This window comes from Halobacterium yunchengense (assembly GCF_037031165.1).
GTDB lineage: Archaea > Halobacteriota > Halobacteria > Halobacteriales > Halobacteriaceae > Halobacterium > Halobacterium yunchengense.
Map to the genome: position 1 here is coordinate 100,584 of NZ_JAYEZL010000002.1, position 25,583 is coordinate 126,166.

Annotated in this window: 27 protein-coding genes and 1 tRNA gene; 14 read left to right on the forward strand and 14 right to left on the reverse strand. The window is 72.8% G+C overall.

Features of this window, described 5'->3' with window-relative positions; genetic code table 11:
- Nucleotides 1–2 precede the first annotated feature (2 nt).
- The 3 genes from U5911_RS05660 to U5911_RS05670 are packed head-to-tail and all read left to right on the forward strand — an operon-like array spanning nucleotide 3 to nucleotide 2,911.
- A complete protein-coding gene (locus tag U5911_RS05660) occupies nucleotides 3–518 on the forward strand; it encodes a cytochrome c oxidase subunit II (RefSeq protein ID WP_336035980.1) in 516 nt (171 codons plus the stop codon).
- Nucleotides 515–2,212: a b(o/a)3-type cytochrome-c oxidase subunit 1 gene (locus tag U5911_RS05665; protein ID WP_336035981.1), complete on the forward strand. Its 1,698-nt coding sequence runs from the start codon at nucleotides 515–517 to the stop codon at nucleotides 2,210–2,212. Before U5911_RS05660 ends, U5911_RS05665 begins: the two co-directional genes overlap by 4 nt.
- A gap of 42 nt (nucleotides 2,213–2,254) precedes the next feature.
- On the forward strand, nucleotides 2,255–2,911 hold the full coding sequence (locus tag U5911_RS05670) for a hypothetical protein (RefSeq protein WP_336035982.1): 657 nt from the start codon (nucleotides 2,255–2,257) through the stop codon (nucleotides 2,909–2,911).
- Nucleotides 2,912–2,938: 27 nt separating this feature from the next.
- Here the strand turns inward: U5911_RS05670 and ileS are convergent, their stop codons facing one another.
- Nucleotides 2,939–6,184, reverse strand: a complete 3,246-nt coding sequence (gene ileS, locus U5911_RS05675) for an isoleucine--tRNA ligase (protein WP_336035983.1) — start codon at nucleotides 6,182–6,184, stop codon at nucleotides 2,939–2,941.
- A 93-nt stretch (nucleotides 6,185–6,277) separates the two neighbouring features.
- A complete protein-coding gene (locus tag U5911_RS05680) occupies nucleotides 6,278–6,505 on the reverse strand; it encodes a DUF8151 family protein (protein ID WP_336035984.1) in 228 nt (75 codons plus the stop codon).
- A 145-nt stretch (nucleotides 6,506–6,650) separates the two neighbouring features.
- Between U5911_RS05680 and U5911_RS05685 the strand changes: the two genes are divergently transcribed.
- The 4 genes from U5911_RS05685 to U5911_RS05700 are packed head-to-tail and all read left to right on the forward strand — an operon-like array spanning nucleotide 6,651 to nucleotide 9,073.
- Nucleotides 6,651–7,313 (forward strand): uracil-DNA glycosylase, encoded by a 663-nt coding sequence (locus tag U5911_RS05685; RefSeq protein WP_336035985.1) that lies wholly within the window; start codon nucleotides 6,651–6,653, stop codon nucleotides 7,311–7,313.
- Between the two features lie 25 nt (nucleotides 7,314–7,338).
- The gene (locus U5911_RS05690) at nucleotides 7,339–7,794 is read left to right on the forward strand and encodes a thioesterase family protein (RefSeq protein ID WP_336035986.1); all 456 of its coding nucleotides are present in this window, start codon (nucleotides 7,339–7,341) and stop codon (nucleotides 7,792–7,794) included.
- Nucleotides 7,795–7,849: 55 nt separating this feature from the next.
- Nucleotides 7,850–8,281 carry an HIT family protein gene (locus tag U5911_RS05695; RefSeq protein WP_336035987.1) on the forward strand — a complete coding sequence of 144 codons (432 nt, stop codon included), beginning with the start codon at nucleotides 7,850–7,852 and terminating at the stop codon, nucleotides 8,279–8,281.
- A 51-nt stretch (nucleotides 8,282–8,332) separates the two neighbouring features.
- On the forward strand, nucleotides 8,333–9,073 hold the full coding sequence (locus U5911_RS05700) for a ParA family protein (protein ID WP_336035988.1): 741 nt from the start codon (nucleotides 8,333–8,335) through the stop codon (nucleotides 9,071–9,073).
- A gap of 9 nt (nucleotides 9,074–9,082) precedes the next feature.
- Here the strand turns inward: U5911_RS05700 and U5911_RS05705 are convergent, their stop codons facing one another.
- A complete protein-coding gene (locus U5911_RS05705) occupies nucleotides 9,083–9,592 on the reverse strand; it encodes a DUF7858 family protein (RefSeq protein WP_336035989.1) in 510 nt (169 codons plus the stop codon).
- Nucleotides 9,593–9,765: 173 nt separating this feature from the next.
- Here U5911_RS05705 and U5911_RS05710 point away from each other — a divergent pair, with 173 nt between their 5' ends.
- Complete coding sequence (locus U5911_RS05710) at nucleotides 9,766–10,623, forward strand: transcription initiation factor IIB (protein ID WP_336035990.1); 858 nt, start codon at nucleotides 9,766–9,768, stop codon at nucleotides 10,621–10,623.
- A 21-nt stretch (nucleotides 10,624–10,644) separates the two neighbouring features.
- On the opposite strand, the gene U5911_RS05715 is transcribed toward U5911_RS05710, so the two are convergent.
- From U5911_RS05715 to U5911_RS05740, 6 genes are read right to left on the reverse strand one after another with little or no spacing between them, the layout of a single operon-like run.
- Nucleotides 10,645–11,301 (reverse strand): AAA family ATPase, encoded by a 657-nt coding sequence (locus U5911_RS05715; RefSeq protein ID WP_336035991.1) that lies wholly within the window; start codon nucleotides 11,299–11,301, stop codon nucleotides 10,645–10,647.
- Nucleotides 11,298–11,798, reverse strand: coding sequence for a DUF7857 domain-containing protein (locus tag U5911_RS05720; protein WP_336035992.1), 501 nt, complete (start codon nucleotides 11,796–11,798; stop codon nucleotides 11,298–11,300). Before U5911_RS05720 ends, U5911_RS05715 begins: the two co-directional genes overlap by 4 nt.
- Nucleotides 11,799–11,824: 26 nt before the next feature.
- A complete protein-coding gene (locus U5911_RS05725) occupies nucleotides 11,825–12,709 on the reverse strand; it encodes a DUF7856 family protein (RefSeq protein ID WP_336035993.1) in 885 nt (294 codons plus the stop codon).
- Nucleotides 12,706–13,044 (reverse strand): DUF7855 family protein, encoded by a 339-nt coding sequence (locus U5911_RS05730; RefSeq protein ID WP_336035994.1) that lies wholly within the window; start codon nucleotides 13,042–13,044, stop codon nucleotides 12,706–12,708. Before U5911_RS05730 ends, U5911_RS05725 begins: the two co-directional genes overlap by 4 nt.
- A gap of 48 nt (nucleotides 13,045–13,092) precedes the next feature.
- On the reverse strand, nucleotides 13,093–13,374 hold the full coding sequence (locus U5911_RS05735) for a DUF7854 family protein (RefSeq protein WP_336035995.1): 282 nt from the start codon (nucleotides 13,372–13,374) through the stop codon (nucleotides 13,093–13,095).
- The gene (locus tag U5911_RS05740; protein WP_336035996.1) at nucleotides 13,374–15,467 is read right to left on the reverse strand and encodes a minichromosome maintenance protein MCM; all 2,094 of its coding nucleotides are present in this window, start codon (nucleotides 15,465–15,467) and stop codon (nucleotides 13,374–13,376) included. The genes U5911_RS05735 and U5911_RS05740 overlap by 1 nt, the downstream gene beginning before the upstream one ends.
- Nucleotides 15,468–15,666: 199 nt before the next feature.
- Between U5911_RS05740 and U5911_RS05745 the strand changes: the two genes are divergently transcribed.
- The gene (locus U5911_RS05745) at nucleotides 15,667–17,310 is read left to right on the forward strand and encodes a sensor histidine kinase (protein WP_336035997.1); all 1,644 of its coding nucleotides are present in this window, start codon (nucleotides 15,667–15,669) and stop codon (nucleotides 17,308–17,310) included.
- A 39-nt stretch (nucleotides 17,311–17,349) separates the two neighbouring features.
- Here the strand turns inward: U5911_RS05745 and U5911_RS05750 are convergent, their stop codons facing one another.
- Nucleotides 17,350–17,763 carry an EamA family transporter gene (locus U5911_RS05750; protein WP_336035998.1) on the reverse strand — a complete coding sequence of 138 codons (414 nt, stop codon included), beginning with the start codon at nucleotides 17,761–17,763 and terminating at the stop codon, nucleotides 17,350–17,352.
- A gap of 78 nt (nucleotides 17,764–17,841) precedes the next feature.
- Between U5911_RS05750 and U5911_RS05755 the strand changes: the two genes are divergently transcribed.
- Nucleotides 17,842–18,132, forward strand: coding sequence for a DUF7526 family protein (locus U5911_RS05755; protein WP_336035999.1), 291 nt, complete (start codon nucleotides 17,842–17,844; stop codon nucleotides 18,130–18,132).
- Between the two features lie 3 nt (nucleotides 18,133–18,135).
- On the opposite strand, the gene U5911_RS05760 is transcribed toward U5911_RS05755, so the two are convergent.
- A complete protein-coding gene (locus U5911_RS05760) occupies nucleotides 18,136–18,429 on the reverse strand; it encodes a hypothetical protein (protein ID WP_336036000.1) in 294 nt (97 codons plus the stop codon).
- Between the two features lie 193 nt (nucleotides 18,430–18,622).
- On the opposite strand from U5911_RS05760, the gene U5911_RS05765 reads away from it, so the two are divergent.
- Complete coding sequence (locus tag U5911_RS05765; protein ID WP_336036001.1) at nucleotides 18,623–19,051, forward strand: type IV pilin domain-containing protein; 429 nt, start codon at nucleotides 18,623–18,625, stop codon at nucleotides 19,049–19,051.
- Between the two features lie 101 nt (nucleotides 19,052–19,152).
- Here U5911_RS05765 and U5911_RS05770 read toward each other — a convergent pair.
- Nucleotides 19,153–19,225 (reverse strand) — tRNA-Pro (locus tag U5911_RS05770).
- A 198-nt stretch (nucleotides 19,226–19,423) separates the two neighbouring features.
- On the opposite strand from U5911_RS05770, the gene U5911_RS05775 reads away from it, so the two are divergent.
- Together U5911_RS05775 and U5911_RS05780 are read left to right on the forward strand one after the other, a co-directional pair.
- On the forward strand, nucleotides 19,424–19,699 hold the full coding sequence (locus tag U5911_RS05775) for a pro-sigmaK processing inhibitor BofA family protein (RefSeq protein ID WP_336036002.1): 276 nt from the start codon (nucleotides 19,424–19,426) through the stop codon (nucleotides 19,697–19,699).
- Nucleotides 19,700–19,712: 13 nt separating this feature from the next.
- On the forward strand, nucleotides 19,713–20,135 hold the full coding sequence (locus tag U5911_RS05780; protein ID WP_336036003.1) for a DUF6789 family protein: 423 nt from the start codon (nucleotides 19,713–19,715) through the stop codon (nucleotides 20,133–20,135).
- Here U5911_RS05780 and U5911_RS05785 read toward each other — a convergent pair whose 3' ends face one another.
- Complete coding sequence (locus U5911_RS05785; RefSeq protein ID WP_336036004.1) at nucleotides 20,136–22,004, reverse strand: cbb3-type cytochrome c oxidase subunit I; 1,869 nt, start codon at nucleotides 22,002–22,004, stop codon at nucleotides 20,136–20,138.
- Between the two features lie 84 nt (nucleotides 22,005–22,088).
- The gene (locus tag U5911_RS05790; protein ID WP_336036005.1) at nucleotides 22,089–24,140 is read right to left on the reverse strand and encodes a DEAD/DEAH box helicase; all 2,052 of its coding nucleotides are present in this window, start codon (nucleotides 24,138–24,140) and stop codon (nucleotides 22,089–22,091) included.
- A 179-nt stretch (nucleotides 24,141–24,319) separates the two neighbouring features.
- Between U5911_RS05790 and U5911_RS05795 the strand changes: the two genes are divergently transcribed.
- Complete coding sequence (locus U5911_RS05795; protein ID WP_336036006.1) at nucleotides 24,320–25,582, forward strand: erythromycin esterase family protein; 1,263 nt, start codon at nucleotides 24,320–24,322, stop codon at nucleotides 25,580–25,582.
- Nucleotide 25,583 lies beyond the last annotated feature (1 nt).

Below are 25,583 nucleotides of genomic sequence, written 5' to 3' on the forward strand. Positions count from 1 at the left end.
CGATGGAGATTCACGACTTCGAGAAAGTCTGGCTTGTCGCGTCGCTCGTGCTGATCGCCGCGTTCGTCGGCACCATCGTCTACGGCGCCGTCGGTCCCGGGGTCGCCATGGTCGGCGACGGCGGCACCGTCGACGCCACCGACCCGACCGCGTCCGAGGACTTCCGGGACCCCGGCGTCTACGTGACCGACGACGGCGAGTACCACGTCTACGTGGTCGCGCGCCAGTTCGCGTTCGAGCCCGGGTCAGGCGAACCCATCCGGGTGCCCGCGGGCGCCGAGGTGACGTTCCACGTCGCCAGCGCGGACGTCACGCACGGCTTCCAGGTCGTCGGCACGAACGTCAACACGATGGTCATCCCCGGGCAGGTCGCCGAGCTCGCCGTCGAGTTCGACGAGTCCGGCACGGAGTACGTCAAGTGCAACGAGTACTGCGGCGCCGCCCACCACGCCATGGAGGGCAAAATCGAGGTCGTCTCCGAGAGCGACGTCGACGCCGAGGAGGTGCGTGAGGCGTGACCTACGTCGACGACTACCCGCGCGCCGCGAAGCTGGTGCGCTGGCACTTCGGCGTCGCGTTCGTCGCGCTCGCGGTCGGCGGCCTGTTCGGCCTCCTCCAGGGGCTGTACCGCACCGGCCACTTCCGGTCGCTGCTCCCCATCAACGCCACCGAGTACTACACCGTGCTCACGGGCCACGGCGTCCTGCTCGCGCTCGTGTTCACGACGTTCTTCATCTGCGGGCTGTTCGTGTGGGCGACCACGCGCAGCCTCGACCGCCCGCTCGTGACCCCGCGCCTGGCGTGGGTCGGGTTCGCGTCGATGCTCGTCGGCACGACGCTCGCCGCGGTCACCATCATGAACGGGTTCGCGCCCGGCCTGCCGTTCGACTCCGCGAACGTCCTCTACACGTTCTACCCGCCGCTGCAGGGCCACCCCGCGTTCTACGTGGGCGCCGCGCTGCTGGTCGTCGGGTCGTGGGTGCTCGGCGCGACGTACTTCCTGACGTACCGCGACTGGCGCGCCGACAACCCCGACGCCCGCATCCCCCTGCAGGCGTTCATGGTGCTCACCACGTTCATCATGTGGTACGTCTCCTCGGTCGGCGTCGCCGTCGAGGTCGTGGCGTTCCTCGTCCCGTGGTCGCTGGGCTGGATCGAGACGGTCGACCCGCTGCTGGCGCGGTCGCTGTTCTGGTACTTCGGCCACCCGGTCGTGTACTTCTGGCTGCTGCCCGGCTACGTCGCGTGGTACACGCTGCTGCCGAAGTTCGCGGGCGGCCGGCTGTTCAGCGACCCGCTCGCGCGCGTCGTCTTCGTGCTGTTCGTGTTGCTGTCGACGCCCGTTGGCTTCCACCACCAGTACCTCGACCCCGGCATCGCGAGCGGCTTCAAGTTCATCGCGATGACGAACACGATGATGCTGCTGTTGCCGTCGCTTCTGACGGCGTTCACCGTCGTCGCGTCCGTCGAGCACGGCGCCCGCCAGCGCGGCGGCGACGGCTACCTCGGGTGGCTGCGCGCCCTGCCCTGGGAGAAGCCGTGGTTCGCGGGCTGCGCGCTCGCGGGGTTCATGTTCGCCGCCGGCGGGTTCTCCGGGATGATCAACGCCGGGATGAACATCAACTACCTCATCCACAACACCATCTGGGTGCCCGGCCACTTCCACCTCACCGTCGGCACCGCGTTCGCGCTCACCGCGATGGCGGTCTCCTACTGGCTGTACCCACAGCTCAGCGGGAAGCGCCTGCGGCACCGCCGCCTCGCCACCGTCCAGCCGTACGTCTGGTTCGTCGGCATGACGCTGATGTCGAACGCGATGCACCGCGGCGGCCTCGCCGGCATCCCGCGGCGGACCGCCGAGCCGCTGTTCGGCGACGCGGGCGGCGCGCCGTTCGAGCCGGCGTTCGGCACCGTCGCGGAGATCCGGTTCCAGATCGCGGTCGGCGCGGGCCTGCTGTTCGTCGCGCTCGTGCTGTTCCTCGTCGTGATGCTGGGCACCGCGCTGTCGCGGCCGCGCGTCGAGGCGCTGTCCGTCAACGGCTCGATCCCCGAGCCGCTCTCGGGGCCGGCGCACAGCCCGCGCGTCCTCGACAACCTCAAGCTCTGGACCGCCATCGCTGTGCTGCTGGTCGTCCTGGCGTACGCGCTCCCGCTGTGGAGCATGGTCGCCGACGGCCTGCTCGCGCCCGGGTCGCCCGGGTTCCCCGTGTAGCCGCACCGCGAGCCCGACCACGTCGCTTCGCTTCACTCACCGATGCCAGACGGAGACCACCCCGAGGACGACGACGCCGAACCGGACGGCGAGCGAGCCAGCGGCGGCGCCGAGGACGCCCGGCAGGCAGCGGACGCTGGCGGGGACGGCCAGCGGACCGCCGACGCCGGCGACGACGTGAGCCGCCGGTGGCTGATCCGCGCGCTGGTCGGCCTCGGTATCGGTATCCCGGTGCTCGTGGAGGCGCGGACGCTGTACCACATGCTCGCCGGCTACCTGGCGGGGGGCGGCGGCGGCCGCGAGACGACGGCGCAGTCGACGACCAGCGAGCCGACCACCGGCGTCGGCGACGAGCTCCTCCCCGGGACCGAGCCGCGCGACACGCTCGCCGAGGCCGAACTCCGCGTCGCCGACGACGGCTGGGTGTTCCACGCCACGGTCGCCGTCGAGAACGCGGGCGACGCGCCGTACACGCTCGAACTCGGCGCGGTCACGACGAACGCTGGCACGCGCGTCGACGGCGGCGCCGACTCCGGCCGCGTGCCGCCGGGCGAGTCGCGGTCGTTCGACGCCGAGTGGGTGCTGCCCACCGGCGAGACGCCGGACGCGCTCGCCGTCGCCGGAGTCGTCCACGCCGACGGCGGCGACGACCGCACCGAGCGCACCGTCGCCCTCGGCAACGTCCCGACGCGCGGCTGACGCCGGACGCCGCGAGCACGCGCCGCCTTACAGCGCCTCGACCTCGAGGGCGATTCTGACGCCCTCGACGTCCCACTCCTCGCGGTAGCCGTCCTCGAGTTCGCCGAGCTCGCGCGCCCGCGTCTCCTCCCGGATCAGTTCCTCGTGTTCGGCGACCAGCCGGCCGACGCGCTCGTCGAAGACGGCGACGTCCAGGCGGATCTCGGCGTCCATCTCGAGGTCGAGGTCCTTGCGCATCTCCTGGACGCGCCGGATGACCTCGCGGGCGTACCCCTCGCTCTCGACGTCCTCGGTGAGCTCCGTGTCGACGTACACCGTCCCCCCGTCGAAGTCCGCGCCGGCGACGCCCTCGGGCGCCTCCTCGACGAACTCGACCATCTCCGGCGTGAGCTCGACGTCGCGGTCCAGGGCGTCGCCGACCTGGTCGGCGAGCGCGTCGAGGTCCGCGGCCTCGACGTGCGCGTCGTTGAGCGCTTCCATCACGGCGCCGGCGTCGTCGCCGAACGCCGGACCGAGCACGCTCATGTCGGCGCGCGCGCTGAACGCGAGCTCGCCCCAGTCCTCGCCGGGGTCGACGACCTCGACGCGGCGCGCGTTCAGGCGGTCTTCCAGCAGGGCCTCGTGCTCGCGGACGGCGCTGGCGACGCGGTCGTCCTCGGCGTCGACGACCACCCTGGTCACCGGCCAGCGGAGCTTCCGGCCGGCCTGCTGGCGGGCGTGGCTGCCCGCCTCCTCGACGTCCCGGAGCGCCGCGACGTCGTCCTCGAGGGCGGGGCGGCGGTAGCGCTCGCGGACCGCCGGCCAGTCGCACATGTGGACGGTGTCGTAGGCGTCGCCGCCGGTGAGGTGCTGGTAGAGCTCCTCGGTGACCAGCGGCGCGTACGGCGCCAGCAGCGCGGTGACCTCGAGGAGCGCGCGCTGCAGCGTCGCGTACGCCGCGGTCTTCGACGCGGAGTCGCCCTCCTCCCACATGCGCTCGCGGACCACCTGCACGTAGTACCGCGAGAGGTCCTCCGTGACGAACGCCAGGACCTCCTCGAGCGCGCGGTCCTGCTCGAAGTCCTCCCAGCTGTTCGTCGCGTCGGCTTTCACGCGCTGGAGCGTCGACAGCAGCCACTCGTCGATGACCTCGAGGTCGACGTCGTCGACGCCGACGCCGTCGCCGTCGCCGCCGAACTGCTCGGGGACGTTCGCGTCGAAGCCGTCCATCTCCATGTACGGCCGCGGGAACCGGAAGACGTTCCAGAGGATGTTGAGGTCCCGCTGCATGTTCTGGACCTCGTCGTGGGAGACGCGCATGTCGTCGCCCCGGGGGGAGACGGACAGCACGAACAGCCGCATCGGGTCCGCGCCGTACTCCGAGATGAGCTCCTGGGGGTCGATGCGGATGTCCTTGGACTTCGACATCGCGCGGCCGTCCGGCATCAGCGCGTGCCCGTGCATCAGGACGTTCCGGTAGGGGGACTCGCCGACCGCCGCAGTCCCCATGCCGAGCTGCGACCAGAACCAGCCCCGCGTCTGGTCGTGGGCCTCGATGATGAGGTCCGCCGGCCAGAGGTCGTCGAAGCCCTCGGGCTCGCTGGGGTAGTTCAGCGTCCCCCAGGACGCCACCGAGGAGTCCAGCCAGACGTCGAAGACGTCCGGGACGCGCGTGTACGTCGTGCCGTCCCGCGTGATCGTGAGGTCGTCGACGGTGTCCTTGTGGAGGTCGACGCTCTCGGGGTCGACGTCCTGGTCGACGAGTTCGGCGAGCTCCTCCCGGGTGCCGACGACGAGCACGTCGTCCACGTCGCCGTCCCACTCTTCCGGGGTCCAGATGGGGATGGGGATGCCCCAGTAGCGCTGCCGGCTGACGTTCCAGTCCGGCGCCGACTCCACGAAGTCACGGAAGCGGTTGTCCCGCGCCCACTCCGGGTACCACTCGGAGTCCCCCATGTTCTCGAGGAGGTCGTCCTTGACGTCGGTGATGGTGATGAACCACTGATCGGTGACGATCTGGACGATGCCGGTGTCGCAGCGCCAGCAGTGCCCGTAGCTGTGCTCGACCGTCTGCTCGGCGAGCAGCGCGCCCTTCCGCTCGAGGTCCGCGATGATGTCGTCGTTGGCGTCGCGGACGAACAGGCCCTCGTACTCGCCGCCCGCCTCGGTGAACACGCCGTCGCCGCCCACCGGACAGAACACCGGCAGGCCGAGCTCCTGGCCGCGCTCGAAGTCCTCCTCGCCGTGCCCGGGCGCGGAGTGCACGAGGCCGGTGCGGTCGGCCTCCACCCAGTCGCCGTGGTAGACCTCGTGGACGCCGTCGGCGTCCGCGGGGTTCGCGGGCACCTCCTCGACGAGCGGCGGCGTGTACGACCAGCCGAGCAGCTCGCTGCCCGACAGCGACGCCTCGACCTCGTAGTCGTCGTAGCGGCCCGCCGAGAGGACGTCCTCGACGCAGGCCTCCGCGACGTACAGCACGTCCCCGTCCCCCGGGCTCCGCCCGCTCGACCCGTCCGAGGCGCTCTGCGCCTCGCGCTCGCCGTCTTTCCACGCGCGCACCTTCTGGTAGGTGTCGTCCTCGTCGACGGCGACGAACTCGTTGGCGGGGATGGTCCACGGCGTCGTCGTCCAGACGACCAGCGACCCCTCGTGGTCGTCGAGGTCGAACTTGACGTAGATGGAGGGGTCGGTGACGTCCTCGTACTCGACCTCGTTGTTCGCGATGGCGGTCTCGCAGCGCGGACACTGGCTGATGGAGCGCTTGCCGCGCTCGACGAGGCCGCGCTCGTGCACGCGGTCGAACGCCCACCACGCCGCCTCCATGTACTCCGGCGAGACGGTCTTGTAGGGGTCCGCCCAGTCCATCCAGACGCCGAACGATTGGAAATCCGACTGGAGGCTCTCGAGGCTGTCCTCGGCGAACTCCCGGCAGGCGTCGATGAAGTTCTCGACGCCGAACTCCTCGATGTCCTGCTTGTTCTCGAAGCCCATCTCCGCCTCCACTCTCGTCTCGATGGGGAGGCCGTGCATGTCGTAGCCCGGCCGGTCCGTGACGTCGTAGCCCCGCATCCGCTTGTACCGGATGTAGGCGTCCTTCAGGCTCTTGTTCCACGCGTGGCCCATGTGCGCGGACCCCGAGGTGTACGGCGGTCCGTCCACGAAGAAGTAGTTCTCGCCGTCGGCCCGGTGCTGTCTGGCCTGCTCGTAGGCGTCGACGTCCGCCCAGTAGTCGAACACCCGGTCCTCGACGGCGTCCGGGTCGTACTGGTCGGGCGCGTCGCCGAATCGGTCCATACGGCAGTCGTCTCGCTCGCACCTAAAAGGGTAATCGGTTGTACAGCCGCCTCCTGGAACCGCTTTGCGGGCGGCTCGCGGGCCGTCGGCGGGCTACGCGGCGAGTCGCGCGCGCACCTTGTCCGTGAACACCATCGCGCCGGCGGCGATGGCGACGACGCCGACGCCGGCCAGCCAGAGGCCGAACACGAGGTCGCCGCCGGACAGCGACGCCACGCTCCGGAGTTCCGCGAGCAGGCCGCCGCCGATGAGCCCCGCGCCCGCGACGGCGTACAGCAGCGTCAGTGCGAGGTCGACCAGTTCCGCCGCGTTGTCGAGCATACCTCCGCTACCGGGTCGCCGTTCATAGTCCTTCTGTTGGACGCGAGTCGACGGAGTCGCCGCCGGCGCGGCGGTGTCGCGTCGGCGGACCGCACAGCGCGGCACGCGCGCAAGGCTATTGGCGCCGGACGCCCGAGACTCGCGCGTGCCGTCGCTCCCCCACCCGGACTCGCGGAACGCCCTCGAGGCGGACTGCCGCCGGTGCCCCGCGCTCGTCGAGTCCCGGAACCGCATCGCGTGGGGGCAGGGCGGCCGCGACGCCGACCTCGTGGTCGTGGGAGAGGCCCCCGGCGCGGGCGACCCCGGGGCCGACGAGTGGCGCGGCGGCAACCACACCGGCATGGCGTACACGACGCGGCACTCCGGCCGCCGGGTCCGCGAGCTCGCCGCCGACCTCGGATTTCCGGACGCGTACTTCACGAACGCGGTGAAGTGCCACCCGCACGGGAACCGCGACCCCACGCGCGAGGAACGCGAGGCGTGTGGCACCCACCTCGCGACGGAACTCGAATCCGTCGCCCCGGACGCCGTGCTCGCGACCGGCCGGCACGCCACCGAGAGCCTGCTGTCGCTGGCCGGCGACGCCCTGGACGGCTTCGTCTCGACCGTCGGCGACTGCGTGCGCGACGGCCGGCCGCTCGACTGGGCGGGCGTCCCGACCGACGACGGCGGCCGCGTCCGGCCGGCGCTCGTCCCGGCGCTGCACCCCTCCTACGAGGGCGTCTGGCTGTCGCGGCTCGACCTCGCGCGCGAGGCGTACGTCGCCGGCCTCCGCGACGCGCTCGGGTCAGGACGCCGACAGGATTAACACCGACTACCGCGTCCCGTCACGCATGTCCGACGCCTTCGCGGCGCTCGCCGACGCCGACGTCCACGGCGAGGCCACGTTCACGCTCGACGCCGACAGCGCCACCGTCGCGTTCGGCCCGCAGTACGACCCGCCCGGCGACCCCGCCGCCACCGACGCCGCCAGCGAGGAAGCCACCTGCGTCCTCGGCACCCCGCGGCTGCTCGCGCACTTCGAGGTCGTCGCCCGGGAGTCCCTGCGCGGCCGCCTCGCCGACGGCGACGGCGTCATCACGCGCGGCGCCTCGCTGTCCCACCTCGCGCCCGTCGGCGTCGGCGGCGACGTCGACGTCACTGCCACCCTCGTCGCCGTCGACCGCCCCGACCTCTCGTTCGCGTGCCGCGCCGAGCGCGCCGACGGCACCGCCGTCGCCACCGGCGACCTCACGCTGCGGGTCGTCGACCGCGAGCGGTTCCGCGCCTCGGTCGCCGACCGCGTCTGAGTGCCCCGGCGCCGTCCCGAGTAGGTTTTTACTCCCGGCGCACGACGACACGCGTATGTCCGAGGACTGCATCTTCTGCCGGATCGTCGACGGCGAGATCCCCGCTCGCGTCGTCTACGAGGACGCCGACGTGCTCGCGTTCCTCGACGCGAACCCCCTCGCGCCCGGCCACACGCTCGTCGTCCCGAAAGCCCACCACGAGACGCTGCGCGACGTGCCGCCGGCGGGCGGCGAGTCGCTGTTCGCGGCCCTGCACTCCCTCACGCCGGTCGTCGAGGACGCCGTGGACGCGGACGCGAGCAACGTCGCGTTCAACAACGGCGAGGCCGCCGGCCAGGAGGTCCCGCACGTCCACGGCCACATCATCCCGCGGTTCGACGGCGACGGCGGCCGCCCCGTCCACGCCGTCGCCGGCGACCGGCCCGAGCTCTCCGAGGACGAACTCGACGCCATCGCCGACGACATCGCCGACGCGGTCGACGAATAATCCGCGCCCGAACCCACGAATTTTAGTGCGGGAGCGGCGGAACCTGCTGGCATGCAGCCAGCAACCGCCGCGCTCGTCGGCGTCGCCGGCGGCGCCGGCACGACGCGGCTCTGCGTGGAGACCGCCGCCGTGCTCGCCCGCGAGGGCGCCAGCGTCGGCGTCTTCGACGCCGCGTTCGCCACGCAGGGCCTCGCGCAGTACGTCGACGGCCGCATCGACGCCGACGCCACGCGCCTCCTGACCGGCGACGCCGCGCTCGCGGACGCCCGCCACGACCTCGCGCCCGACGCGCCCGGCGACGTCGCCGCGTACCCGGCGTTCGCGCCGTTCGCCCGCATCGCCGACGCGAAGGCGCCAGAGGCGGCCGAACGGCTCGGCGACCGCCTCGACGGCCTCGCCGCGACCCACGACTACGTGCTCGTGGACGCGCCGCCCGTCGCGGCCAACCAGGCCGTCGCCGCGGTCACCGCCGCCGACCGCGTCGCCGCCGTCCTCCCGCCGGGCGACCGCGGCGTCGACAGCCTCCAGCGCGCCCGCGGCCGCCTCGCGGACGTCGGCTCGAGTTTCGACCTCGCGGTCGCGAACCGGACCACCGAGCCCGCGCCGGACGCGGACTGCGCCGTCCCCGAACACGACGCCACCGGCGTCCCCGAGCGGGTGGTGGCGCTCGACGGCGCCGGGCCGTTCACCGCGAGCGTCGCGGGCGTCGCCGAGTCGCTGTTCGACGCGACCGTCGACGTGGACGCCGGCGACGACTCCGTCTTCGACGCGGCGAAACAGAAGCTCTCCTGACCGCTCGCCTCAGCCGTCGCGGTCCGGGAGCGTCGCGCCGAGGGCGTCACGCTTCTCGACCATCGCGTCCCGCGAGGTCGACAGCGCGCCGTCGACGGCCTCGGCGGCGCCCTCGACGGGGTCGTGGGTGGCGACGAACGCCGCGAGCGCGAACTCGCGGTCGCTCGCGCCCGTGAGTTCGAGCGCGTCCGCGCGCGAGAGCTCCGCCGCGAGCCAGTCCGCGAGGACGTCCCGCTGCAGCGGCGAGAACGGCGACAGCCCCTCGAAGCCGAGGCGGTGCAGCGCCTTCGCCGCGGTCGTCGCCGGCACGCCCACCTCGTCGGCGGCGTCGCCGACGCTCGCGCCGCCCGCGTACGCCTCGGCGAGCGCGGCGGCCTCACTGGACGGCACCGGCAGGTCCCCCTCGAGCGCCGCGAGCTGGTCGGCCAGCGAGCCGCCGGTCCGGTCGACGCTGGCGACGCCGCGCTCGCGCTGCTCGGTCGTCACCGTCACCCCCTCGGCGATGTCCGCCAGACCCATGCCCGTCGCTTCTGCCCACGCACACTTAAAATTACGACACGAACCGGGGCAATCTACCCGCGGTCGGCCGTCGAACGTACCGGTAACCGGTACGCTTTCGGGGCCGCTCGCCCCCGGAATCGGCCGGTTCGCCCCGCCTTTAAATACTGCTCCGGCGCCTACGTCCAGGTGTGATGAGCCAGTCAGCGACCTGCCCCGAGTGCCAGGGCGTCGTCCGGCAACGCGACACCGAACGCGTCTGCAGCGACTGCGGCCTCGTCGTCTCCGAGGACCGCATCGACCGCGGCCCCGAGTGGCGGCAGTTCGGCGACGACGACACCAACCCCGAGCGCACCGGCGCGCCGCTCACGCGCGCCCGCCACGACCGCGGCCTCTCCACGGAGATCGGCCGGTCGACGCGCGTCAAGGGCCGCAAGCGCCGCCGCCTCGCGCGGATGCGCCGCCAGCACAAGCGCGCGTCCATCCCCTCGAAGGCCGACCGCAACCAGGTGTACGGCTTCACGGAGATCCGGCGGCTCGTCGGCAAACTCGACCTGCCGCGCAGCGTCCGCGACCAGGCGTGTGCGCTGTTCGACTCCGCGCAGAGCGAGGGCCTGCTGCGCGGGCGCTCCATCGAGGGGTTCGCCGCCGCCGCGGTGTACGCCGTCTGCCGCACGAACTCGCTGTCGCGCACGCAGGGCGAACTCGAGGCCGTGGCGCGCGCCGACGGCGACGAGCTCTCGGCCGCCTACGACGCGATGAACCGCGAACTCGGCCTCCCGACCGGCCCCATCGACCCCAGAGAGTACCTGCCCCGGTACGCCACCGAACTCGACGTCCCCCAGGCCGTCGAGTCCCGCGCACGCGAGTACGTCGCCGAGGCCGAGGACCGCAACCTCGTCGCCGGCCGCAACCCCAGCGGCGTCGCCGCCGCCTGCCTGTACACCGCCGCCCGGGACCTCGAGGAGCCGCTCACGCAGGCCGACGCCGCCGACGTCGCGGACGTCACGCCCGTGACGCTCCGCTCGACGTACGAGGACCTCGAGGACTGACCAGGCCGCATCGTTCTCCCGTCACTCCGCGCAGTCACGCACGCGCGCCGCCAGCGCGCCGTACCGCGCCGCCACGGTCGAGTCCGGCGCGAGCGCGCACGCCGGCCGGCCCGACGCCACCGCGGCCGCCGCCGGCTCCCCGTGTGGCACCGCGACGACCGGCGCGCCGAGGGCGTCCCGCACCGCGTCGCTGCCCTCGTCGGCGCGGTTGTACGCCACGGCGGCCAGCCCCGCGTCCAGCTCGACGGCGAGCGACCGCGCGCGCAGCGCGTCCGCCAGCGCCGCGCGGTCCGGCGTCGTCACCAGCACCGCCGCGTCCGCCGCGAGCAGCCCGATGCCGACGTCCGCGCGCAGGCCCGCCGGACAGTCCACCACCACGCGCTCGTACTCGGCCTCGACGGCGGCGAGCGCGTCCACGAGCCGCCGCGGGTCCGCCTCACGAGCGCCGGCGAGCGTCCGACCGCAGGGGAGGACTGCCGGGTCGCCGCGCTCGCGGACGGCCTCGACCGCGCACGCACGCCCCGCGAGCACGTCGTGGAGGTCCGGCCCCCTCCCCGCCGGGACGTCCGCCATGCCGAGGTCCGCGTCGACGAGCACCGCGTCCAGCTCGGCCGCGAGGTTCAGCGCCGTCGTCGTCTTCCCGACGCCGCCCTTGCCGCCGCAGACGGCGAGAATCACTCCTCGACCACGCCCCGGAGGCGGTTCGCTCGCGCCGCGAGCGCGGCGACGCCGGCGCGGTCCTCGTCGGTCGTCTCGCCGCGGTCGGCGCGCGCCGCGACGCCGTCCAGCCACTCGCGGACGCCAGACGGGAGCGACGCGGTCGGCGGCGCGACGGCGTCGCGGGGCGGCCGCGGGTCGCCGAGGTCCGCGAGCGCCGCAGCCGGGGACGGCTCGCCCTCGGCGGCGCGCTCCGTCCACGCCACCTCGACGGGCGGCGCCGGCGGTCGGGCAGCCGTCGCGTACCCGAGCGGGTGCGTCTCCCCGGCGCCGAGGACGCCCTCCCAGCCGCCGTCGTCCCAGCCGGGCGCCGGCAGGCCGTCCTCGCGGGGCGGCCAGACGCTGCCGCCGCAGCGGTCCGCGACCCGGACGCGGACCGCGTGCTCGGCGTCGTTGTGGAGGCGCGCCGACACCAGCGTGACGCCGCGCCGCCGCTCCGTCGCAGTCTCCAGGTCCATGTCCGGGGGTGGTCGCGCGCTCCGGCTTAAACTTCGACCAGCACGACCGGCGCGTCCAGTGCGGCCCGCCACCGCGACGCGTCGCCGACCCGGCGCCCGCCGGTCGCCGACTCGACGAGGTCCGCCGCGACGACGACGGGCGCCGTCGTCCGCGCGGTCCGCGCGACCGCACACGCGGCCGCCCAGTCCGGCCCCGCGAACTCGGCCGGCCGGGCCGGCTCGCCGGGCACCGGCAGCGCCGCGACGGCCCGCCGGAACGACCCCGAGAACGCGTCGGCGAGCGCGCGGCGGGCGTCCCGGCGGCGGTTGTCGAACCGGTCCTCGAGCTCGAGGCGGCGCTCGCGGGCGTCCCGCGCCTCGCGGGCCCGCCGCTCGGCCGCCGCCAGCGCCTCCCGCGCGGCGTGGTACTCGGTCTCCCGCTCGGCGAGCTCCCTGGTCGCCGCCGCCAGGTCGGCCTCGGCCGCGTCGACGTCGCCGCCCGCGTCGCGCAGCGCCTCGACGCGGCCGCTCGCCCGCGACACGGCCTCCCGCAGCCGGTCGACGTCCGCGGCCGTCTCGGCGACGCGCTCGCGGGCCGCCGCGACGTCCACAGCGGGCGCGTCAACGTCGTCCAGCTCGCGGCGGACCTCCCGCAGCGCCGCGTCGTACTCGGTGCTCGCGCCCCGCGACCGCGCCGCCGCGGCCACCGCCGGGACGACCGCGACCGACGTGCCGCGGCGCAGGAAGCCGACGCGCTCGTGGAGCGCTGCGGGGTCGAAGAGGGCGCGCGCGCCCGTCTCCGGGTCCGGGCCGCGCACGCGGTCGTCATCGGGGTCGCGAACCGCGCGGACCACGGTCTCCGCGTCGACGTCGGCGTCCCGGAGGTCGACGGCCGGCCCGCTGCGGTCGACGCCGGCGAACCGGACGTTCATAGGTCGGCGTCGCGCATCGCGTCCACCGCGGGGTGGTCGGTGCCGGCAGCGAACTTCCCGTACGGCGTGCTCGCGGCGTCCCTGGCCTCGTAGGCGGCCGCGGCCGCGCGAACGCTCTCGGGGACGTCGCTGAACTCGTTGAGCGGTTCGGTGCGCTCGACCTGGACGTCGCCGCCGTGCTTCTCGCGGAGGCGGAGCGCGTGGAACGCCCCGAGTTCGGTCTCCGCGAGCAGCGCCGCGCGCCCGAACCGCCGGACGACGCAGTCGTCGTGGGCGCTGCAGACGTTCCGCATGGTCTGGCGGGCGGCCCGCGAGTACGTCACCACCAGCAGCACTACCCGGAACTCCGCCCGGGCGTAAAAATTACTTTCGAAGCAGCGGAATCAATCCAGGCGCTCCACGCGGAACTCCCCGGGGGCGTCCGCACGCTCGGCGACGCGCTCGCGGGCCGCCGCCGCGGACGCCGCGACCACGACCACGCCCTCCACGCCCGGGTCCCCGGTCGCCAGGTAGGCCGCGCGGTCGCCGTCCTCGCTCTCGAAGTCCGTCGCGTACGTCCGCAGCACGCCGAGCACGCGGTCCTCCACGTCCTCGAGGCTGGCGTCGCCCGCCTCGAAGTCCGCGAGCGCGTCCTCGACGTTCCGTAACGCGGAGATCCGGTCCATCAGATCGAGCGCAGGTGGTCCTTGTTCGGCTGGTAGAGTTCGCCTTTCTCCTTGAGCTTGTCAATCTCGTGGCGGGCCTTCTCCGCGTCCATCCCGACCTCCTCGGCGCGGTCCAGGACCTCCTCGACGGGCGCGCCCTCGTCGAACTCGTCTTCGATCTCCTTGATGATCGCCTTCACGTTCTTCACGCGGTCCCGCTGGGTCTTCGAGCGGCCGGTCTCCACGACGTCCGCGTCGTACTCGCCCGTCTCGGGGTCGACGCCGATGTCCTGCAGGCACGACCGCGTGATGTCGATGACGCGCTCGGCGTCCTCGCGCTCGACCGTGTCCGAGAGCCGGACGCGCGCGGACGCCTCCGCGAGCCGCACGAGCGCCTCGAGCTGGCGGGCCGTCACGGGCACGGGCGCGTCCTCGCCCTGGCCCTCCGCGCGCAGGTCCACGTAGAAGTCCTCGATGGCCTGCCTCGCCTCGTCGGTCATCGTCGGGAAGCAGTTCCGGCGGGCGTACGCGATGTACTTCCGGAGCAGCGGCGCCTCGATGGCCGGCGCGACGGTGTCCGTCTGGGACGCCACCTCCTCGGCGCTGTGGTTGGCGTTCGCGAGCTGCTCGCGCTGCGTGTTCAGCTCGCCGGCGTAGTTCGTCTGGAGGATGTGCTGGGCGAGCTGGGCGTCCGCCTCGGGGTCGGGCTCGTCGGTCACCGTGAAGATGAGGTCGAACCGCGAGATCAGGGCGGGCTCGAGGTCGATCTGCTCGCCGATGGGCTCGTACTGGTCGAACCGCCCGTACTTCGGGTTCGCCGCGCCCAGCAGCGAACACCGCGCCTTCAGCGTCGCGTTGATGCCCGCCTTCGAGATGCTGATCTTCTGCTGTTCGAGCGCCTCGTGGAGCGCCGACCGGTCGTCGGCGGCCATCTTGTCGAGCTCGTCGACCGCGGCGACGCCCTGGTCGGCGAGCACGAGCGCGCCCGCCTCCAGGGTCCACTGCTGGCCGTCGCCGAAGTCGTCGCGGACCGCCGCCGCCGTCAGCCCGGCCGAACTGGACCCCTTCCCGGACGTGTAGACGGACCGCGGCGCGATATGTTGAATGTACGATATGAGCTGGGACTTCCCCGTACCGGGGTCCCCGATGAGGAGCATGTGGAGGTCGCCGCGGATCCGGGACTCGTCGGGTAGCTCCTTCGAGACGCCGGAGAACAGCTGGAGGATCATCGCGAGCTTCGCCTGGCGGTGGCCGTAGATGGACGGCGCCATCGAGTCGACCATCTGCTCGTAGATGTCCTCGCGGTCGGAGATCTCGACGATCTGCTGTTTGTCCGCCTCCGTGATGTCCATCTCCTCGAACTCCTCGTCCTCGACGACGACCGACGACCCCTCCATGTAGAGGTCGAAGACGGGCGAGTCGTCGCCGCTTTCGCTCTGGTCGAGCCGCAGCACGCCGGTGACGGTGACGTGGTCGCCGGGCGTCACCTCGCCGGTGGCGTCGTCGACGACGTGGACGTCGATGCTCTGGGGGGTCTCGCCGCCCGCCAGCCCCTCGGGGGACTCCTGGATGCGGAGCTTCTGGGAGTCGACGAACTCCGAGCGCTCGGGGTCGAGCTTGAACGGCCCCTGGCGCTCGCAGGACTCGCACTGGTAGGGCTCCTGGAAGCCCGCGTCCCCCTGGGGGACGTCGGTCTCGGCGCCGCAGCGCTGGCAGACGAAGACGGCGCGCTGGATCTTCGGGCGGACGTCGGTCGCCTTCCGCACCATCCCCTGCACGGAGACGAGCGTGTTGAGGTGTTCGGCGCGGATCTCCCGGATCTCCGTCGACTCCTCGAGGCCGTGGACGCGGACGTGCGCCTGGCCGAGCGAGACGTCGACCGGGAGGTCGTACAGCCGCAGCGCCTCCTCGGCGGCCTCGCGGAGGTCGTCGGGGTGGTTGATGAAGTCGTCCGCGAGGTCGGGGTCCATCTGGTAGAGGTCCCGCCAGTCGAGGTGGAGGCTCTTCGACTCCCGGGGGTACTTGCGCGCGAGTTCGGCGACGTCGTCGCTGTAGTACCGGCGGTAGAACTCCTCGAAGCGGTCGACGAGTTCCTGGTTGGCGGCCTGCGCCATTCTGTCCACGGTAGGTTGCGCGCGCTCGCCTAAGAAGGTTCGCAAAGCCCGAACCGCTCGCAGGCCGCGCCGGATCCGTGGACGGCGCACGCGCGGCTGTGCTGGCGTCGCGGCCGTCGCCCGACCCGCCGCGGCGGCTCGCCGGCCCAGAACTGGTAAGGGGGTCCGCGGCGAACGGCCGGCAATCGATGACTGACCGATGACCGGCGTCGCGTTCGCGGCCCACGTCGCGGCGTTCGCCGTGGCGGCCCTGGCGTGCTTCGCGGGGCTGTCGCGGGTCCGCTACGTCGAGGACCCGGACACGCGGCGCGGACTCGCGGGCCTGCTGGCGACCAGCGGCGGCTGGGCGGCCGCGCAGGCCGGCTTCCTCGCGCTGCCGACGCAGCCGGTGAAGGTCGGCGTCTACACCGTCGGCCTGGTCGCCGGGTTCGCGACCGTCGGCGCCTGGCTGTACTTCTGTTCGGCGTACACGGGACGGACCCTCCACCGCAACCCGGCCGTCCGACGGGCCGCCCTCGCGGTGTTCCTCGTCGTCGTCGTCGCGAAGCTCACGAACCCGGTCCACGGCGCGTACTACGACCTCGTGCGGGTGTCCGCGCCGTTCCCCCACCTCGCGGTCCGGCACGGCGTCGTACACTGGCTCGCGATGGGGGCGTCGTACGCGCTCGCTGCGGTCGGCGGGTTCATGCTGTTCGAGCTGTTGACCCAGACGGGCTACGACACGCGGCCGCTGCTCGCGCTCGTCGGCCTCACGGGGCTGCCGGTGGTCGCGGACGTGGTCGGCACCGCGACGCCGCACCTCGCGGCGCTCACCTACGAGCCGCTCGGCGTCGCGGCGTTCGCGGTCGGCGTGCTGTTCGTCTACGAGGAGCGCTTCCAGGCGGTCCGGCTCGCCGCGGACGTCGACGACGCCGTCGTCTTCCTGACCGACGACGACGCCGTCCGCGAGGCGAACCAGCGCGCCGTCGACCTGTTCCCCGCGCTGGCGGACGCGACCGGCGCCCCGCTGGCGGACGTCGCGCCCGGCCTCGCCGAGCGACTGCCCGGGGACGCCCCCGTCCTCGAGCTGACGGTGGACGGCGAGCGGCGGTTCTTCCAGGTGTCCGCGACGCCGTTCACGTTCGGGCGGACGCGCGTCGGCCGCATGGTCGTCGTCGCGGACGTCACGCGCGCGGAGCGGAACCGGCGCGCGCTCGAACGGCAGAACGAGCGCCTCGCCGAGTTCGCGAGCGTCGTCAGCCACGACCTCCGCAACCCCCTGAACGTCGCGGCGGGCCGCCTGGACATGGAGCGCGAGCGCCGCGACAGCGAGGACCTCGACGCCGTCGCGGGCGCGCTCGACCGGATGGAGGCGCTCATCGACGACCTCCTGTTGCTCGCGCGGGAGGGCGCGGACATCGGCGACCGCGAGCGCGTCACGCTGGCGGCGCTCGCGGAGCGCGCGTGGGCGTCCATCGCGGCGCCGGACGCGACGCTGGTCGTCGACGACGACGCGGCCTTCGAGGCGGACGCGGACCGCGTCGTCCAGCTGCTCGAGAACGTCCTCCGGAACGCGGCCGAGCACGGCGGCGCCGACGTGACCGTGCGCGTCGGCGTCCTCGACGACGGCCGGGGGTTCTACGTGGAGGACGACGGTCCCGGGATTCCCGAGGCCGACCGGGAGAGCGTCTTCGGGATGGGCGTCTCGACCGCCGACGGGACCGGGTTCGGGCTCGCCATCGTCCGGACCATCGCGGAGGCCCACGGCTGGTCGGTGGCCGCGACGGACGCCGCGGCCGCCGACACGGGCGCGCGCTTCGAGGTGACGGGCGTCGACCTCGCGGACGTCGAACTCGCCGCGTAGCCGGTCGACGCCGCGGTCGGGTCGCGACGACCCCGTCGGTCAGGCCGCGACGAGGACGACGGCGACGACGGCGAGTGCGAGCCCCGCGACGTTCGCCGCTGACAGCTGCGCGTCGAAGTAGAGGACGCCGACCACGGCGGGCACGACGAAGTACAGCGCGACGATGGCGGAGACGACGGCCAGGTTGCCGCGCGCGAGCGCCGCGTAGAAACTGACGGTGGCGGCGGCGAGACAGACCCCGGAGACGGCGGCGAACGCGACGTCGACGCGGCTGCCGGTCATCGGCCGCCGCGCCGCGACCACGACGCCGCCGACGACGACGAGGCTGGCGACGTACGACACGAACACGGCGTTCAGCGCGGACAGCGACCGCGTCGCGACGCCCGAGGCGACCGCCCACGCGCCGTAGAGGACGAGCGCCGCGACAGCGAGCAGCACCGACCCGGCGGCCATACGCCGGCGTCGCGCCCCGACGCGGAAAAGCGTCCCGCTCCGGGAAGACATATTGCCGTCCGGCGCCTGCACGGAGGCGTGCCCGAGACGCTGGACACGCAGGTGCTGGCGGTCGTCGACCCGGCGGACGTCGAGGCGGACGCGCTCCAGCCGGGGCTGCGGGAGCTCGCGGCGGAACGCTACGTGCTCGTCTGCCGGAAGGGCGGCCGGCCGTCCCGGCTGGAGCGCGTGAAGGCGTTCGTGCTGCGGCGTCCCATCGAGGCGGTGACGCTCGTCGCGGACACGGCGCCCGAGGAGGGCGCAGACGTCACGGCGCGCGTCGAGGAGACCGACATGGTCGGCGTCTACGACGTCACGCGCTTCGAGTGACCGCTACCCGCCGCCCTGGCTCCCGCCGTACCCGCCGGCCTCCGCCTCCAGTTCGCGCTCGCGGCGGTCCGTGCCGTCGCCGTCGTCGCCGCCCTCGCCGTCGTCGTACTCGTCTCTGACCTGCCCCCAGCCGTACAGCAGGGCGGTGACGCCCACCGCGGTCACGCCAGCGAGGGGGGCGACTGCGGCGGCCGCGACGCCGCCCGCGAGGTGCGCGGCGACCGCGAGCACGGCGCTCGCGGCGGTCGCCAGCCACACCCACCGGGGCGCGACGTCCTCGGGGTGGAGTTCGCTCACAGTGGGACCGTCGGCCGCGCGCGGGAAGGGTCTTCCCCCGGTCGCGAGCGCTGCTTCCGCGCCGACCGCCGACGCCCGTCGGACGCCAGTCAGCCGTCCTGCGGTTTCACCCCCTGGGAGCGACCCCGGTACTTATTGTCCGCAGTCGACAGGTAGTGAGCGACGTCGGCAACCCGACGCACCCTGACCACTCATGCTCGAACCAAGTCAAGACACCACCGACCCCGATTCGCGCGGCGTCTCGCCCGTCATCGGCGTCATCCTGATGGTGGCCATCACGGTCATCCTCGCCGCCGTCATCGCGAGCTTCGTGCTCGGCTTCGGCGGCAACGTCCAGGAGAACGTCAACGCGGGCGCCGACATCACCGAGACCGAGGACGGCAACGCCACCGTCTCGTGGATCTCGGAAGGCAACGCGGACTACCTCAACGTCACCCACGACGACGACTCCGGCGACGTGAAATTCGCTGGCGGCACGCACAACATCACGAGCGTCGGCGAGACGGTCGAACTTCACTACGACGGGTCCGGCAGCGAGACCATCACGGTCACCGTCACGGCTGTCGGCTCCAGCGGCACGAAGGCCGTCGTCACGCAGGAGGAGGTCACCGTCGAGAACTGACCGACTCCCCGTCCGGTCGCGACGCTCGGCCGCGCCGCGGCCGTCGCTTCTCGGTCGGCGGCGGTGAGACCGGCGTGGACGCGGCGGCGGTGAGAACGAAGTGGGACCGTCCGGATTTGAACCGGAGGCACGAGCACCCAAGGCTCGAAGGTTACCAAGCTACCCCACGGTCCCGTACGTCTCCGTACTCGCGTCCCGTGCGTAAGGGTTTCGTTCGGCGCGCTGGGAGCCGTCGCTCCGACTCGTCGCGCGGCGGGCCACTGTTCGGGTTCGGCGCGCTGGCGGGCCACTGTTCGGGTTCGGCCCGCTCGGGGCCCTCGCTCGGCGTCGACCGCCACAACGACTTTCGCCGTCGGTGTCGATGGGGGTGGTATGGCGACGACCCTGGAGATCGCGCTCGCGGTGGTCGTGCTGGTGGCACTGTTCGGCGCGTACCGCGTGATCCGCGCGGTGAAGCCGTTCATCGTCAACGCCGTCGTGGGCCTGGTGGTGATCCTGATCGCGGACGCGCTCGGCGCGGAGGTTGCGGTGACGCCGCTCGTGTTGCTGATCGTCGCGGTCGGCGGGCTGCCGGGCGCGATACTGGTCATCCTGCTGGCGGTGCTGGGCGTGGCGTTCTCGCCGGCGCTGCTGGCGGTCCCCCTGTAGGAGGTGGTGAGGCGTGGACCCAGTTCGGCGCGCGATCGCGGGCGGCGTGGCGGGCACCGTCGCGATGACCGTGGTGCTGGTCATCGGGGAGGTCGAAGCGCGGTTCGAACTCGGCGTCGGCGGCGCCATCGCGCGGTACGCGGGACTGCCGGACCAGCCCGCGCTGGGGCTGCTGGTGTTCCTCGTGGCGGGGATGGTCGTCTTCCCGCTGGTGTTCGTGGCCGTCGGCGGCTACCTCGCGCGACTGCCGGGCGGCGGCGACCCCGCGATCCGCGGGATGGCGTTCAGCCTGCCGCTGTGGGTGCTGTTCCTCGCGATCGGGTCGCCGGACCTGGGGACGGCGGAGGGCGCACTCCACGTGGCGTTCACGCTGTTCGCTCACCTCCTGTACGGGTTCACGCTCGGCGCGGTCTACCACTCGCTGGCGGACGTCTGACTACTCCTCGCCGTCGGCCGCCGGCGCGGACTCGGACGTGGACTCGGACGCCGGTTCGGGGAACGGCAGCGCGTCCCACTCGGCGGTGCGGCGGTCGCCGTGCTCGCGGAGGCGCCAGGGGTCGTCGGTGGTGACGGGGTCGCCCATCCGGTAGGACTGCACGAGGTTGAACAGCCAGACGACCGTGCCGACGGCGATGAGCACGGAGCCGACCGTGGCGACCTGCTGGAGGGTGGCGAACTCCGGGGGGTAGGCGGCGTACCGCCTCGGGAGGCCGGCGTTGCCCATGACCATCATCGCGCCGAACGCGAGCGTGACGCCGACCGTGGTGAGCGCGAAGTGCGCGACCGACAGCGCGTAGTTCGTGTGCTTGCCGACGACCAGGGGGTACCAGTAGTAGACGGCGGCGAAGACGGCGTAGGAGATGAGCCCCATGATGATGAAGTGGAAGTGGCCGACGACGTAGTAGGTGTCGTGCAACAGCAGGTCGACGGGGATGGCGGCGAGGAAGACGCCGGTGACGCCGCCGACGACGAACGTGCCGACGCCGCCGATGCAGAACAGCATCGGGGCCGTCAGCCGGATGTTGCCGTTCCACATCGTGGTGATCCAGTTGAACACCTTCACCGCCGACGGGACCGCGATGGCGATGGAGACGGCCATGAACGACGCGTTGAGCCGCGGGTCGATGCCGGAAGCGAACATGTGGTGGGCCCAGACGCCGAAGCTCAGGACGCCGATGGCGAGCGTCGAGTAGACGACGAACTTGAACCCGAACAGCCGCCTGCCGGCGAACTTCGGGAGGATGAACGAGACCAGGCCCATCGGCGGGAGGACGAGGATGTACACCTCGGGGTGGCCGAAGAACCAGAAGAGGTGCTGCCAGAGGATGGGGGTGCCGCCGCCGAGCGCGAAGAACGTGGTGCCGACGGTGCGGTCCAGCAGGAGCATGACGAGCGCGCTCCCGAGCAGCGGGAACGCGAACAGGACGAGCCCGGACTGCGTGAGCATCGTCCACGAGAAGATGTCGAGGTCGTGCCAGGCGGCGTCGCGTTCGGCGAAGATGGTCGCGATGAAGTTGATGGCGGACATGGTGGTGGCGACCCCGGAGAGGTGGAGGCCGAGCAGGACGACGCTCACGGTCGGGAGTTCGAGCCGGACGGACAGCGGCGTGTAGAACGTCCAGCCGGTGGCGGGCGGCGCGAGCGCGAGCAGCTGTTCGCCGAGGCCGGTGAGGACACCGCCGCCGATCAGGGTGTGGCCGACGACGTCCGTGAGCAGGCCGACGCGCATGAGCGCGAGCGCGGGGACGAGCAGCCAGAACGCGATGGCGTTGATGCGCGGGAACGCCATGTCGTCGGCGCCCACGAGCGGCGGAATCAGGTAGTTCCCGAGGCCGGCGAGCGCGGGCGTGCCGAACAGGAACAGCATCGTCAGGCCGTGCATCGTGAACAGGGCGTTGTACGTGTGGGCGTCCCAGACGGCGACCTCCGGGCCGAACAGTTCGGTGCGCATCATCATCGCGTCGGTGCCGCCCCAGAGGAACGCGACGGCGGCGAACGCGAGGTACAGCAGGCCGATGTCCCGGTGGTCGACGGTGGTCAGCCACCGCGTGACGCCGCCGGCCTTGTGCGCGCGCGACGTGCCGAGCAGCCACCCCGGCGACGCGGGCGCGCCGCCGTCCGCGGTCGGCGTACCGTCGGCGGGTTCGCCGCCGTCCGCGGTCGGCTCGCCGTCGGTCGACGTGCCGCCGTCCGCGCGCGCCGCCGCGGCGTCCGGCGGCCGGTGTGCGCGCCACGCCAGCCAGAGCACGACGGCGGCGCCGCCGACGGAGGCCGCGAGCGTCGCGGCCGCGACCGCGAGGGTCATGTGCTACCAATTCACTCGCCTCCCGTTAAAATCGAACGGCGGACTCGCTCGCGCGCGGCCCCTGCCGGCGGTGGCCGCCCCGCCTCACTCCTCGTCGCGCAACTCGATGTCGGCGACGACGCCGTACGGGTCCGTCCCCTTCCGGACGCCGTCCAGGATCGTGAACGCCTCGGCCGGGTCGAGGAAGTGCCTCGTCACCGCGCGCCCCAGGTCGGTCGGCTCGAGGCCGTCGATGAACTCGTACTCGAGGAGCTTCCCGAGCGCGTGCTTCGTCGGCACCTCGCCGAGCATCCGGTCGTTCAGGCGCTTGGCCGCCCTCCCGCCGACCGCGACGTTCGCGAGCGTCTCCTCGACGGCGGCGGTCTCGTCGTAGTGCGTGACCACGTCCTCCATCTCGCCCTTGAGGAGTTTGAACGCGACCTCCTCCTCGGTGCCCTCCATCGACGCGTGGTAGGCGGCGTCCGGCTCGACGAGCATGTACACCTTCCCGCGGTCGTGGTAGTCCGGTCGGCCAGCGCGGCCGAGCATCTGCTCGAACTCCTGGACGGAGAGCCACTCGATGCCCATCGCGAGCCGGTCGAAGACGACCTGGCTGGCGGGGAAGTCCACGCCCGCCGCGAGCGCCGCCGTGGTCACGACCGCCGCGAGGTCCTGGTTCCCGAACCGGCGCTCGACGGACTGCCGCTCGCCCTGGTCGAGGCCGGCGTGGTAGGCGGCCGACGGGTAGTCGAGCTTCCGCGAGATCTCGTGGCAGCGCCGCCGTGAGTTAGTGAAGACGATGGTCTGGCCCTTGTACCCCTTCGAGGACTCCCGGTCGAACTCGCGGCGCACGAGCTTGTTCTCGATGTCGGGCTTCTCCGCGCTCTCGGCGAACGTGACGTGGCGCTCGATGGGGATCGGGCGCTCCTCGAACTCCACGAGGTTCGCGTCGAGTCCGCGCGCGAGCTCCCCGGGGTTGCCGACGGTCGCCGAGAGGTACACCCACTGCGCGCCGTGGTAGTCCTCGCGGCGCTCGCTGCGCCGCTCGCAGTAGTGTTTCAGTCGCGAGACGAGGCCGTCCAGCCGGTGGCCGCGTTCGTCCTCCTTGAGCGTGTGCACCTCGTCGATGACCACGGTCCCGACGTCCCCGAGGTCCTTCCCGGTGCGGAGCGCGTGGTCGATGCCCTCGTAGGTGCCGACGATGACGTCCGCCGACGGGTCGAAGGCGTTGCCGTCGTCGCGAATCCGCGACGACCCGACGCGCAGCGTGACCTCCGCGAGGCCGCCGTACTCCTCGCGGAAGTCCCCGTACTTCTGGTTCGCGAGCGCCACCAGCGGCACCAGGAACAGCAGCTTCCCCTTCCCGGAGAGCAGCCGGTGGAGGCCCGCCATCTCGCCGACCAGCGTCTTCCCGGTCGCCGTCGCGGACACCACCAGCTGGTCCTCGCCGTCGAGCAGGCCGTTCTCCACGCTCAGACTCTGCACGGGCAACAGCTCCTCGAAGCGGTCCAGCAGGAGGTCCTTCACGCCCGGGTGGAGGTCGAGGTCCGCGACGGGCACCGGGTCGACCTCGTCGGTGGTCGCGGACACCTCGTCGAACTTCGTGAGGTCGGGGTCGAGGTTCCCCTGCAGGAGGCCCGTGATGCGGTCGAGGTCCTGTTCTTCCAGCAGTAGCTCCTCGAGGCGGTCCTGGGCCGCGCCCGTCATGCCGCCGTTGAACGAGAGCTCGCGCTCCAGTTCCCGGATCGCGCAGTCCTGGCAGATGTACTCGCCGTCGGCCTCGATGGCCGTCTCCGACGTGATGGGGGAGTACCGGCCCTGTCCCGCGCAGTACCGGCACGTCCGCACGGCCTTCGCGTCCTGCTGGTAGGCGTCCAGCATCTCGGTGAGCTCCTCGCGGCCCGCCCGGGAGGTCTGCTCGCTGATGCGGATGCGGTCCGCGCGCCGCGCGACGTCCACGAACTGGTCGGGGCTGCGCGGCTCCTCGCCGCCGCCCGTCCGCACGCGGAACCGGCCGGGACGGGGCCCGGCGTCGCGCTCGGTCAGTTCGAGCTTCGCGCGGAACAGCCGCTGGTCGCCCCGGCGGGCCGCGACGAGGTACTCGTCGCCGACCTCGTGGAGGAACAGCGTGTCGACGCGCTGGACCTGCTCAGACACGAATCGTGGTAGGCGAGCGCGGTATTTCAGGGGTTCGACTCGTGGCGTCGCCGGTCGCCGCGTGTCCAACCGCGGAATTTATGCGCGAGGGCGTCGCAGTTCGGGTCGTCTCCTCGCTGGCCGCAGCCGCGGCACTGTGCCGCGCCTGCGGCCGGCCGCCGCACGGACGCGGCGCTCCCATGATCCGCATCGACACCGCACCCGAACTGGTGGACCGCCTCCGCGCAATCAGCACCGAGTTCGAGTCGACCGACCCGACAGTCGACGGCGCGCCGCTGCCGGCCTTCGACGACGCCGTCGCGGACGCCGCCGTCGTCGGCCTCGGCGAGGCGACACACCGGACACGCGAGTTCGTGCAGTGCAAGCGCCGCCTGCTCCGCCGTCTCGTCGCCGAACACGGCTGTCGCGCGCTCGCACTCGAAGCGCCGTACGCTGAGACTGTCGCCCTCGACGACTACGTCCGACGCGGCGACGGCGACCTCGCCGCGGTCCTCGCGGCCCTCGGCCTCTCGATGTACGCCGTCGAGTCGTTCGCCGCCCTCGTCCGGTGGCTGCGCGCGTTCAACGACGGCCGGCCGCCCGAGGACCGCGTCGCCGTCTACGGCGTCGACGTGCAGTCGGCTGCCGGCGCCGCGGCGGCGCTGCGCGACCACGTCGCCGACACCGGGGTCGCTCCCGAGGGCCTCTGTGAGGCGCTCGACGCTGCCGCCGACGGCGTATTCGAGGGCGCGGACGTCGACGCCGACTGCCTCCAGACCGCCGAGCGAGCGGCCGACCGCCTCACCGCGCGGTTCGCCGACTGCGACGCCGCGGCGCCGGCCGCCCGACGTCACCTCTGGACGCTGCGGCGCGCCTGCGAGTTCGCTCGTCTCGCCGCCGAGGACCGCCCGACGCAGTGGGGGTTCCGCGACGAGTGCATGGCCGCACAGGTCGCGTGGATCAGCGACCACGCCGGCGGCCCGGTCGCCGTCTGGGCGCACGACAACCACGTCAAGCGCGGTCGCATGACGGGTCCGGGCCACCCCGCTCGCACGATGGGTGACCGCCTCGGCGAGCGGTACGGCGACGCCTACTACGCGCTCGGCGGCCAGTTCTCTCGCGGCGCGGTGCGCGCCTACGCGCCGACTGACGGCGACGACGCGGACGTCGAAACAGCCGACGGCGCGTACGCGATGACCGAACTGTGGGTCCCGGAACCGCCGGGGACGTCGGTCCCCGGGCTCTTCGACGGCCTCGACGCGCCCGCCGCGGTCGCGGACTACCGGTCGCTGGCCGACGGCTCGCCGCTCGCGGACTGGCTCGCTCCCGAACGACGGCACCGCTTCGTCGCCGGCGTCGTCGACCCCGACGAGGACCGGCCGTTCTCCAGGCAGTACGGCGCGCTCGACGCCTTCGACGGCGCGTACTTCGTCCGGGACGCGACGCCGACGGAACCGCGCTGAC